At 60.6% G+C, this 11,770-nt stretch carries 6 protein-coding genes; 1 reads left to right on the plus strand and 5 read right to left on the minus strand.

Annotated features, from left to right (window positions below; translation table 11 throughout):
• Window positions 1–24: 24 nt before the first annotated feature.
• Window positions 25–3,729, minus strand: a complete 3,705-nt coding sequence (putA, locus tag AB4Z52_RS24265) for a trifunctional transcriptional regulator/proline dehydrogenase/L-glutamate gamma-semialdehyde dehydrogenase (protein WP_442220458.1) — start codon at window positions 3,727–3,729, stop codon at window positions 25–27.
• A gap of 398 nt (window positions 3,730–4,127) precedes the next feature.
• On the opposite strand from putA, the gene AB4Z52_RS24270 reads away from it, so the two are divergent.
• The gene (locus tag AB4Z52_RS24270; protein ID WP_442220459.1) at window positions 4,128–4,622 is read left to right on the plus strand and encodes an Lrp/AsnC family transcriptional regulator; all 495 of its coding nucleotides are present in this window, start codon (window positions 4,128–4,130) and stop codon (window positions 4,620–4,622) included.
• A gap of 320 nt (window positions 4,623–4,942) precedes the next feature.
• Here AB4Z52_RS24270 and atzF read toward each other — a convergent pair whose 3' ends face one another.
• The 4 genes from atzF to AB4Z52_RS24290 are packed head-to-tail and all read right to left on the minus strand — an operon-like array spanning window position 4,943 to window position 11,769.
• The gene (gene atzF, locus AB4Z52_RS24275; RefSeq protein WP_442220460.1) at window positions 4,943–6,742 is read right to left on the minus strand and encodes an allophanate hydrolase; all 1,800 of its coding nucleotides are present in this window, start codon (window positions 6,740–6,742) and stop codon (window positions 4,943–4,945) included.
• 1 nt (window position 6,743) lies between these two features.
• On the minus strand, window positions 6,744–10,283 hold the full coding sequence (gene uca, locus AB4Z52_RS24280) for an urea carboxylase (protein ID WP_442220461.1): 3,540 nt from the start codon (window positions 10,281–10,283) through the stop codon (window positions 6,744–6,746).
• A 3-nt stretch (window positions 10,284–10,286) separates the two neighbouring features.
• A complete protein-coding gene (locus AB4Z52_RS24285; RefSeq protein ID WP_442220462.1) occupies window positions 10,287–10,937 on the minus strand; it encodes an urea amidolyase associated protein UAAP2 in 651 nt (216 codons plus the stop codon).
• A gap of 13 nt (window positions 10,938–10,950) precedes the next feature.
• A complete protein-coding gene (locus AB4Z52_RS24290) occupies window positions 10,951–11,769 on the minus strand; it encodes an urea amidolyase associated protein UAAP1 (protein WP_442220463.1) in 819 nt (272 codons plus the stop codon).
• Window position 11,770 lies beyond the last annotated feature (1 nt).

The following is an 11,770-nucleotide window of genomic DNA, read 5'->3' on the forward strand; positions in this document are numbered from 1 at the left end:
GTCTCGAGTTCTATCGCGCAGATGTCATCCGATCGTCATCAAGCTGGCATTTCCGCCTGCGGCTGCGGTGTTGATAGAGGTCGAGACCTCCTCCAGAAGCCAGTTCAGGCAGTATGCTTCCACGTCAGCTTCTATCTCGTCAGTCGTTGCCGACTGTACAAGGACAAGCGGTCCGTCCAACTTGGCAATCAATTGATTGACCTTGATAACCCGATCCGGGTCGCCTTCGATCAGGGCCGCGGCGAATGGGCCGTCAGTATTCCAGTCCGACGTCCAGGCGAGACGCGCAACCACACTCGCCGGAAGATCCTTCATCGACGGACGCAGTGCCGAGCCTTCATCGATGACAGGGTGGTTTCCGGTAGCCAGGGCGGCGGCGATCTGGCGATATAGACCACGCTCTGTCGCAGGAACGAGAAGTACGCGTCCGCGCGGATGCAGACCGTAAAGATTGCGTTCGCCGACCGGCCCGACCAGTTCTTTCTCTAGCCCCACTGCAGACAGGCTTCCGAGTTCGCGCGCGGCCTCGGCATCGTCGTTGCACCCCTTTGCAGACAGCCACACGGCAAAATCCGATAGGGCGGGGTCGATGTGGATCGAACTGTGCTGTGGAGGAACGGGTGCCTTTTGAACCAACCGGCCGATATAAAGCGGTCCGCCGGCCTTCGGACCGGTTCCGGAAAGTCCTCGCCCACCGAACGGCTGGACGCCGACGACAGCACCGATGATGTTCCGGTTGACGTAAAGATTACCGGCCTTCACTCGGGCGGTGACGTGCGCGATCGTCTCGTCTAGCCGTGTATGCAGGCCGAAGGTCAGGCCGTATCCGGAGCCGTTAATGTCATCGATCAGCCTGTCCAGGTCCTGGCGGCGGTAACGGATCACGTGCAGAACCGGCCCGAAGATTTCTTTCGTCAGATCCGACAGCTTCTTCAGCTCGATAATCGTTGGCGGAACAAAGGTCCCGAGCCGCGCCGTTGCTGGAAGCGGCAATTCGTCGACGTTGCAGCCGAGGCCGCGCATGCGCTCGATGTGCTCGATAATTTCGCCCTGGGCTTGATCCGTGATGACGGGTCCGACGTCGATACTCAGCCTATCGGTGCGCCCGATCGTCAATTCCTGAAGCGCACCCTTCAGCATGTTCAGTGTCCGATCGGCGATGTCTTCCTGGAGGCACAACACGCGCAGCGCCGAGCAGCGCTGACCGGCGCTGTCGAAGGCCGATGCGATGACGTCTGCGACGACCTGCTCGGCAAGTGCCGAAGAGTCGACGATCATGCCATTCTGGCCGCCGGTTTCTGCAATGAGCGGGATCGGTTTTCCGGACCGGGACAGCCGCTGCACGAGCTGTGCCTGTATGAGCCTGGCGACCCCGGTGGAACCAGTGAACATGACGCCAGCAGTTTCCGGCGCGTCGATTAACGCGGCACCAACACGGCCGCTACCCGGCACGAACTGAAGCGCGCCTCTCGGAACGCCAGCTTCGTGCAGGATCTTGACGCTCTCGAAAGCGATTAACGGCGTGACGCCGGCGGGCTTTGCCATGACCGAGTTGCCGGCGACAAGTGCAGCCGCGACCTGGCCGGTGAAGATGGCGAGTGGGAAGTTCCACGGGCTGATGCAGACGATCGGACCGAGGGGCGCATGCGAGGGCCCGAGCGTTCGGCGGGCCTGCTCGGCGTAGTAACGGAGAAAGTCGACTGCCTCGCGCACTTCACCGATCGCGTTCGCGGCCGATTTGCCGGCCTCGCGCATGATGATGCCCATCAGCGTCTGGATACGGGACTGCATGATGTCTGCCGCCCGATCAAGGCAGGCTGAGCGATCGGCCGGCGCAACGGCCGCCCATTGCCGGGCACCTTCGGCCGCCAGGTGGGCGATCTTCGGGGCCGCATCGATCCCGACTTCAGTAACCTGACCAACGATGTCGCTATGGTCGGCAGGATTGAGGATCGGCCGCGTCTCCCCGTCGATGGAACCGTCCGCAATCAGCGGCAAGGCGTGCCAGCGCTCTTGCGTCGTAGCGACAAGGCTAGCCGCAAGTGCGGCAAGTTCGGTTTCGTTCGAAAGATCGATACCGGAGGAGTTCTGCCGTTCGCTTCCGTAGAGATTGCAAGGTAGAGCAATGAGATCGTGCGGTTTGCCGATTGGCAGGTTCGCTTCGACCAGATCGACCGGATCTGCGATCAATTCGTCGACCGAGACGTTCGCATCCGAGATCCGGTTGACGAAGGACGAATTGGCGCCGTTCTCAAGGAGACGCCGAACGAGGTAGGCGAGGAGCGTTTCGTGCGTGCCGACCGGCGCGTAGATGCGACACGGGCGGTCGAGCTTTTGCTTGCCGACAACTTCATCATAAAGTGGTTCGCCCATGCCGTGGAGACATTGGAATTCATACTTGCCTACTTGGAAGTCCGGGCCGGCCAGATGGTAGATGGTTGCCAGCGTCTGGGCATTGTGCGTTGCGAACTGCGGAAAGATGACATCGGTCGCGTCAAGAAGCTTTCGGGCGCATGCGATATAGGCGACATCGGTGTGTATCTTTCGCGTGTAGACCGGGAAGTCGGAAAGTCCGTCGAGCTGAGCGCGCTTGATTTCGGCGTCCCAATAGGCGCCCTTCACGAGCCGCACCATTATGCGCCGTCCGGACCGGCGTGCGAGATCGATAATGTAGTCGAGGACGAACGGGCAGCGCTTGCCGTAGGCCTGAACCACGAAGCCAAGGCCGTTCCAGCCGCTTAGCTCCTGGTCCATGCTGAGCTCTTCCAGAAGGTCCAGAGACAGTTCGAGCCGATCGGCCTCTTCAGCATCGATGTTGAGGCCGATATCATACTTGCGCGCAAGCAGCGCAAGTTCGCGAACCCGCGGGAGCAATTCGTCCATCACGCGCTTCGACTGGGCGCGGACATAGCGCGGGTCGAGGGCCGAAAGCTTGATCGAGATGCCGGGGCCTTCATAGATGCCGCGATCGCCGGAAGCCCTGCCGATCGCGTGAATGGCATTCTCGTAGTCGCGAAAGTAGCGGCGAGCATCGGCAGCGGTTGTCGCCGCCTCGCCCAGCATGTCGTAGGAGTAACGGAAGCCTCGCGCTTCCAGGGGACGTGCCCGCTTCAATGCTTCCTCGATCGTCTCGCCAGTGACGAACTGTTCGCCCATCATACGCATCGCCATATCGACGCCGCGCCGGATGACCGGTTCACCACAGCGGGCGATAAGCCGAGTTAAGGCGGATGCAAGGCTGCGGTCATTGACGGTCGATGTCAGCCTCCCGGTCACGACCAATCCCCAGGTCGCGGCATTGACGAACAGCGAACGGCCGCCCCCCACATGGGACTTCCAGTCTCCCTCCGAGATTTTGTCACGGATCAAGGCATCGCGCGTCGCCGTGTCGGGAATGCGCAGAAGCGCCTCGGCCAGACACATCAGCGCCACGCCCTCCTGACTGGAAAGCGAATATTCGTGAACCAGCCCCTCGACACCAGTACCCTTGTGCTTCGCACGCAGCGCTTCGATCAACGTGCGGGCCGTCGTGCGCGCCTGTCCCTTGAGGTCCGCAGGTACTCGCGCAGCCTCTACCAAGTAGGGCAGGCACTCGGTCTCCGGGCGGCGATAGGCCGCCGTGATCGCCTTTCGCAACTCGCTCTGCTCGCGGATCGGCGGCGCGAATTGTCCAAACAGCTGCGGGGAATTGCTATCGGAGTTGGCAACATCGGCGACGACTTTGAGCATTTCAGAACCTATTGGTGACGGTGATGTGGTCGAAGGCTGCCGGCGCTCATATGTCCGGCAGGTCTTCCGGAAGGAGAAAGTGATCTCGCAGTTCTTTCTTGCGTTCACCCTGTTTATTCACTGACACTACGCTGACGGCGGCTTTGACTGCAGCAAGAGCAATGGGTCGATATCTTGCCGACAAGTGCGTGTCGGATCCCAGGTAGCTTGTCTCATATTTCATCGCGAAGCTCAATTTGGCGGTGCTATTCGCTGCCGAAACTCACATGCCTATGGCCTTGCAGGCATCGCCTATTTGTTGGTGCCATCCTTCTATCATATCAGCTCATGTCGATCTCACTTGATTTTAACTGAAAATAGGTAATATGAACTTTTAATTAGGCAAAGAGGAGGCCATAATGGCTACAGAAGTCGGTGTTTTTAGTGAACTTGACCAATTCGACAGGAAGATTCTCGACGCCCTGGCGCAAGACGGTCGGTTGTCGATAACCGATCTGGCGGCCCGTGTGGGTCTGTCGAAGACGCCGTGCCAGCTTCGCTTCAAGAGACTCGTCAACGACGGGTACATCGAAGGGTTCAAGGCGGTTCTCAATCCATCGAAGATGCAGCTCGATCACATCGCCTTCGTCGAGGTGAAGCTCTCCAACACTCGGGAGGACGCCCTCAGAAGCTTCAACGACGCTGTCAAGAAGATTAGGGAAGTCGAGGAATGCCACATGATAGCAGGGCGCTTCGACTACCTGCTGAAGGTCAGAACGGGCGATATCGGACGGTACCGCCTTGTCCTGGGAGAACGGATTTCGACGCTGCCTTACGTTGCAAGCACGTCCACCAACGTCGCGATGGAAACCGTCAAGGAAGGCTGGGACAAGTTCGCCTCGAGCCCGACGTGATAGGGCGCACGTTCAATCGAGCCCCGCAAAACTTAGGCAAGATTGGCCGAAAGGCCATAGCGTTCACGCAGCCGCTCTTGGCTAATCGCTCCGAACAGTCCGTCTGTCTTCCATCTTCGTGATTTGGGCCGCAGCGAAGACCTTAACTCAACCGTTTCTTCGCGACTTTGTCGAAATCGCTCCGATCCGAAGGTCTGGTTGTCGGGACGGGGACGTGCTTTGACTTTGACCAATTGCCTCGCCCGAGCTTTGATCCCGTCGACAAGCAGCCTCGCGATCTTGCCTGCAAACATCGGAAGTTCCTTCGGCTTCGTTGAATGTCACGCAAGCGTATTTGCATAGGCCCGCCATCCACCGAGGTGAGTGATGTCTCGTGCGAACTCGACTGCATACATCTCGCAAAGAAAGCCGGATACTGTTGAGCCGTCGTCGAGCAAAACCTTGCCGACGCCAAGCGGCCCTGGAATATTTTGGACGAAATGGCCAAATGCGTCAGGCGGCATCATCCAGACTTCAACCTCGAGGCCGGGGCCGTCGAAGCCAGGTTCGCGGATGAGACCGGGTTTCGGCGGCACGGTGCCGGGAAGCGCGAATAGTCGATAGTCTCCCGCCGTCCGGCACGACTTCAAGAGGCGCCCGCCCGGTCCAGTGAGCTGATGGTTGAGCGGCATCCCGGTCAGATGTGCGCCGACAACGACGATCGGAACAAAACCATCCTCGACGGGGCCTACGCGGCTCGCCTCGGAAATCGAGGCGTGGCGGTCAACACCCATGCCAGAGGCGGCCGCGCGATGAAGCGCATCGGCAAGTGGAGCAAGCGCGTCATCGGTAAAAGCGGGCGCCACGAGCGTGACACCGGCGGGAAGGCCGTTGTTTCCGAAGCCTGCCGGGATGGCGATCGCCGCGCAGTCGAGCAGATTTACGAAGTTCGTGTAGCGGCCCAAGCGCCCGTTCAATATGATCGGGTCAGCAATCATGTCTGCGACCGTATAGGTGGTCGGCGCAGTCGGCAGCAACAGGACGTCGACCTCTTTCCACTCGGCCTGCGTCCTGCGGCGCAATTCTTCAAGCCTATAGCGGCCATTGAACGCATCCACAGCTGTTTTCCCCTTGGCACCTTCGATGATCTTTCGAACTGTGGGATCGAAGTCGTCGGCATTGGTCGCGAGGAAGTCCTCGACAGCGGCCAGGCGCTCTGCCACCCATGGCCCTTCATAGAGGAGGGCGGCGGCCTCGCGGAAGGGTGCGTAGTCGAACGGCACGATCGTCACGCCAAGCGCTCTCGCCCGTTCGATTGCCAGGTCGTAGAGCCGTTCGACTTCCCCATCGCCGAAGAATTCGCGCTCGACGCCCTCAAGGATCCCGACGCGAAGTCCGTTCACGGGCAATGAAGCCCACTCAGGCGCGCGCGAGAATGGATCGGTTGGATCGAAACCCTCGGCGACCTTGCGGATGGCGACGCCGTCTCCGACCGTGCCGGCGAAGATCGTGACGCAGTCGACGCTCCTGCAGGCAGGAACGACGCCGCTATTGGAAAGCAGCCCCGGGGTCGGCTTGATCCCGACGAGATTGTTAAGGGCAGCAGGAACGCGTCCAGACCCCGCTGTGTCTGTCCCGAGTGCAAAGGTGGCAAGGCCGGACGCCACGGCGACCGATGAACCCGAGCTCGACCCGCCTGAGATATAGCTTGCGTCGAAGACGGAACGCGGTGCGCCGTGTGGAGAACGCGTGCCATTCAATCCGGTTGCGAATTGATCGAGGTTGGTCTTGCCAATGACGATCGCGCCCGCTGCCTTGAGGCGAGCGACAACAGTTGCGTCGGCGGTCGGCTTGTAGGCGAAGGCCGGGCAGGCGGCCGTTGTCGGCAAGCCGGCGACGTCAATATTGTCTTTCACCGCAAACGGTACGCCCCAAAGGGGAAGACTGTTTGCCGTCGGAGCGCGCGCCATCAGGTCGCCGGCCGCAGCGCGAAGCTGCTCGTCCGGTGTCGAGGTGATGAAGATCGCCGGGTCCTTCGATGCCGCGCGGCGCTCAATCACCGCTTCGACGAGGTCCAGCGGGGTCATGCCCTGCCGGTAGGCGGCACGCAGGCTTGTCAGATCGAGTATCGTCGGCAGCATTTCAGCATTCCTCCACAATGACGATGATATCGCCGGCCTTGACGTTTCGTCCCGGGCCGGCCCGCAGCTCGCGCACGCGCCCGGCTGCATGAGAGATCACATTGATTTCCATCTTCATGGATTCGATGATGGCGAGTGTATCGCCAGCGGCGACGAATGCCCCCGGCTCGACCTGCAGTTTCCAGATATTGCCCGGAACATGACTGGCGACGCTGAAGCAGCCCGACGGGATGTCGCCGTCGGGACGCTCACCGCCGCCTTCGTCGCTGACGAAGCTGTCCAGCCCGCCCTCCTTCCACCGTTGCCGCTCGAGGTCGAAGGCGGTCTGCTGCCTGGTCTTGAAGAGGTCGATCGACTGGGCGTTGGCTTTGAGTTCTTTCTCATAGGCTGCGTAGGAGAATTCGGTTTCCTCTATCCGCAGGGGATAGCCGCCATGCGGGAAGGCCGCGCGCGCCTCGGCCAGTTCGTCATGGCCGACCGGGAAGAAGCGTATTTGGTCGAAGAAGTTGAGCAGCCATGGCTTTCCCTTGGAAAAGGCAGGCGTCTGGCGCCACGTGTTCCAGACCTGGATGGTGCGGCCGAAAAGCTGATAGCCCCCCGGTCCTTCCATGCCGTAGATACACATATAGGCGCCGCCTATGCCGACCGCGTTCTCGGGCGTCCAGGTCCTGGCCGGATTGTACTTGGTCGTGACGAGCCGGTGCCGTGGATCGACGGGTGTTGCAACCGGTGCGCCGAGGTAGACATCGCCAAGCCCGAGGACCAGATAACTGGCGTCAAAGACAATGTCCTTGACTGCCTGTTCGTCGGCAAGTCCGTTGATGCGGCGAATGAACTCGATATTGGACGGGCACCACGGGGCGTCCGGCCTCACCAGCTCCTGATATTTCCGCATGGCAAGCTCGGCTTCGGGATCGCTCCATGACAACGGCAGGTGCACGATGCGGCTCGGCACCGTCACCGCCTGCGCTGGAGGAAGGCTCGTCTCGAGTTCCGCTAGAAGGCCCAGCAGGCGCTTTCGTGTCAGCGTCGTGCCGTCATAGTGGATCTGCAGCGAGCGGATCCCCGGTGTCAGGTCGATCACCCCGGGAAGGCGTGCCTCGATGACGGCCTGCATCAGCAGATGCACGCGCAGGCGCAAGGCGATGTCGAGCGCCATGGGCCCGTATTCGACAAGGAGGTTGTCATCACCCTGACGGCGATAGACGACGGTGACCGGCCCATCCTCCCGCATCCCGACAATGGCCGAGCCTCGACCGGAGGTTCGCATGTGAACCGCGGGGCCTGCAAGAGGATCGTCGGGCCGGGCCAGAGGATGAAACCGAATTTTGTCTCCCGGTTTGAACTGGCCCATCTTCCATTGCTCGTCGCGGGCAATGACCGCCGGGCAGACGAATCCGCCGAGGCTTGGACCGTCCGGGCCGAGGATGATCGGCATGTCGCCGGTAAAGTCGATCGCTCCGACCGCATAGGCATTGTCGTGCAGGTTGGAAGGATGGAGCCCCGCTTCGCCGCCGTCGCTGCGAGCCCATTTCGGTGCGGGACCGATAAGACGGACGCCCGTTCGCGCGCTGTTGTAGTGCACCTCATAGTCCGTCGAAAACAGCGCGTCGATATCTTCCTGCTGGAAGAAATCCGGCGCTCCGTGCGGCCCATAGACGACGCCGACCTGCCATTGCCCGGTGAGAGCGGCGGGTTCGTTTGCAAGCCTTGGCGGATTGCAGGGCAGGTGCCGTGCCAGATGCAGCACATGTCCTGTCTTCAGAGGTCCCGTCGCATTTCCCCCGAATTGGCCAAGACCGAAGGTTGCACGCGAGCCAAGTACGACAGGGGCGGCGAACCCGCCTTCAACCGCGAGATAGCTTCGCTGCCCGGGTCCCTCGATCGCGCCGACCGAGAGCACTGCACCGGCAGGCACAGTGAGCCGCTGGCCATGCGATAGTCTTTCGCCACCGCAGGTCATAGGCATCTCGGCGCCGGTGAGCGCGAACGTCGTCTCCCTGCAAAAGCGCAGCGTCGGCCCGGAAACCGTAAGCTCGAGCGCAGCCGTATTGTCGTCATTGCCGACCAACCGGTTGGCATGACGGAAGGAGCGCTCGTCCATCGGCCCGCTTGGCGGCACACCGACATGCCAAAGGCCGAGACGGCCCGGCAGCTCCTGGATGCTGGACTGCGCGCCCGGCGACAGGACCTCCACGACGTCCGGCACGAAAATGAAGTCGCGCAACGCTGTTGTTGCGACCTTGCCGCTTGTCAGAAGCTCGGAAGCCGCGATCTGTCTCAGATAATCGAGGTTGGTCTCGATTCCGGCGATAGAAGTTTGCGATAGCGCTGCCTTCAGTTTCTCTATGGCAGCGGTTCTGTCGGCCGCCTGAACGATCAGCTTGGCAAGCATGGGATCATAGAAGGGGGTCACCTCGGAACCGGTCTCGATCCAGCCGTCGACCCGGACATTGTCAGGAAAGGCGACTTCCGTCAGCAATCCCGCGCTTGGCCGGAAATCGGCGTGTGGCATCTCGGCATAGATGCGGACTTCGATGGCTGCCCCATGAGGCTGCAGCGTTTGCGCTCTCGAAAGCACATCCTCACCTGCCGCCTGCCGGATCATCCATTCGACGAGATCGATGCCGAAGACCGCCTCGGTGACCGGATGCTCGACCTGAAGCCTTGTGTTGACCTCAAGGAAATAGAATTCCTCGCGATCGGGATCATAGATGAACTCGACGGTGCCCGCCGATGCATAGGAAATCGAAGACACCAGATCGACTGCTGCCTTGTGGAGCCTCGATCTTGTCTTTTCCGACAATCCGGGTGCGGGCGTTTCCTCGACGACCTTCTGGTTGCGCCGTTGCAACGAGCAGTCCCGTTCGCCCAGTGCCACGGCCTTTCCCTTGCCGTCGCCGAAAATCTGGACCTCGACATGTCGGGCGTCGGCCACGAACCGTTCGATATAGACGCGAGCATCGCCGAAGCTGGCGCGCGCGGTGCGTTGTACGCTTTCGAAGGATGCGACAAGTGCATCTGGATTGGCGCATAGCTGCATGCCGATGCCGCCGCCGCCTGCCGTGCTCTTCAGCATGACAGGATAGCCAATGTGTTCGGCCGTGGCGCAAGCCTCGTCGACACTCTCGAGCAAGCCGCTGCCGGCAAGCAGGGGAACGCCGCTGGCCGTTGCCAGTTCTCTTGCGGTGTGCTTCAGTCCGAATGCCGACAGATGTTCCGGTCGAGGCCCTATAAAGGCGATACCCTCGGCGGCCAAGCGTTTGGCAAAGTCGATATTCTCCGACAGGAAGCCGTAGCCGGGATGTACGGCCTCTGCTCCCGTTGCCTTGCAGGCGGCGATGACCGCGTCGACGTTCAGATAACTTTCCGTGGCGGAGGAGGGGCCAAGACGGATTGCTTCGTTAGCAAGAAGCGCTGGCATGGCGAACCGGTCGGCGTCGGAGTAGACGGCGACAGATGCGATGCCCATGGTCTTTAGTGTCCGGATGATCCGGACGGCGATTTCGCCTCGATTGGCGATCAGGATCTTCTTAAACATGCCTCAGACCTCGGCATCCCAGATGAGGACGCGAATCGGCGTCGGATCGAACCCGTTGCATGGATTGTTGATTTGTGGGCAGTTGGAGATGACGCAGAGCACATCCATCTCGGCAACGAGTTCGACGTAGTCGCCCGGCAAGGAAATGCCGTCGACGATCGTCATTTCGCCGTTCGGCTTGATCGGCACATTCATGAAAAAGTTGATGTTGGGAACAATGTCGCGTTTGCTCATCCCGTGTGTCGTCACTTCGACAAGAAAATTGTCGCGGCAGGCGTGGAGGTATTTCGTGGCCTGGCCGAAGCGCACCGTGTTGCTTTCGCATGAGCAGGCGCCAGCCGAGGTGTCATGACGGCCACAACTGTCGCCCGTCATCGTCAGCATGACGTTGCCCTCGTTCGACATGATCCGGGTGCCGATACCCACATATGCGCCACTCTGCATGCGCATCGTGTCCTGATTGGAGTAGCGCTCTGCGAAATTATCGGCGCGATAAAACAGAGTGTCGATCGCCTGTCGGCCGTAACTGTCCTCTATGCGGATCGTCTGGCCCTTGCGCACGAGACCGGACCATGGAGCTTCTGCCGGAATGGAGTGATCCTTCACGGCGTTTTCGATCGTGCGCGATACGGCGGTCTGTATGAAATTCGTCATCGGTCCAGTCCTCTCAAGCCAACATCATTGCGTTGTTCTCGAAGCCGCGTACCGCCTCGGCCGTTGCTGTGCGCGGCAGATCGTCCGGCGCAGGCCCTGGCGCACGGAAGCGGGTGACTGAGACCGGGCTTGGCGCATAGACGGGATTGGGGTCGAGCGGATGAGGGCAATTGGACAGCCCGACAATCATATCCATCTCGGCGCGCATTTCGACGTAGTCGCCGCTGTTGGACTTTTTGCTGCGCCAATGAAAGGAACCGTCGCCGTCGAGACGGACGGGCGCGAAAAGGTTGAGAACGCCCGGAATGTCTCGACGATCGAGACCGAGCTTGCTCGCCAGCAACACGAGGTTGTCACGCGTGTTGCGGGTCTTGATGCCTGGATATTTGGCAGCATTCGACGCTGCGTTTGATCCTCCCATCAAGCAGTCGTGGGTACCGGAGCTATCCTCGATCATTGAAAACATGACCCGCCCCATATCCGAGAAGATGACGCGCCCTTTGCCGAGCGCGGTTGTCCACTGGACCTTTGCTGTATCGACAAGGTTCAACCTCTCGCTGGCGTCGGCCGCGTTCCAGGCGACCAGCGCGACAGTCGACGTACCTTCCTGCTGATCGACGCGAATGGCCTCTCCGCGCCTTAATACCGTCGACCAATACCATCCGCCCGGGATTGTCTCCTGATGGACGATCGCGGCGGCGGCGATGACGGAGGCAGGAAGCGCGCTTGGCGATGGAAGTGCCTTGGGCGCGAACTCCAATCCCTTCTTTTGATGTTCTTCATAACGCGACCTGTTGGCGGCGATTTCCTCAGGCGAACGACTGATATGCATG

The sequence above is a fragment of the Rhizobium sp. 2YAF20 genome (assembly GCF_052114685.1).
GTDB lineage: Bacteria > Pseudomonadota > Alphaproteobacteria > Rhizobiales > Rhizobiaceae > Rhizobium.

What these genes read in the sequence shown, in the direction of transcription:
- AB4Z52_RS24270 (WP_442220459.1), top strand. Translation starts at nt 4,128, where the DNA reads ATGGCTACAGAAGTCGGTGTTTTTAGTGAACTTGACCAATTCGACAGG.
- atzF (WP_442220460.1), bottom strand. Translation starts at nt 6,742, where the DNA reads ATGCTGCCGACGATACTCGATCTGACAAGCCTGCGTGCCGCCTACCGG.
- putA (WP_442220458.1), bottom strand. Translation starts at nt 3,729, where the DNA reads ATGCTCAAAGTCGTCGCCGATGTTGCCAACTCCGATAGCAATTCCCCG.
- AB4Z52_RS24285 (WP_442220462.1), bottom strand. Translation starts at nt 10,937, where the DNA reads ATGACGAATTTCATACAGACCGCCGTATCGCGCACGATCGAAAACGCC.
- uca (WP_442220461.1), bottom strand. Translation starts at nt 10,283, where the DNA reads ATGTTTAAGAAGATCCTGATCGCCAATCGAGGCGAAATCGCCGTCCGG.
- AB4Z52_RS24290 (WP_442220463.1), bottom strand. Translation starts at nt 11,769, where the DNA reads ATGCATATCAGTCGTTCGCCTGAGGAAATCGCCGCCAACAGGTCGCGT.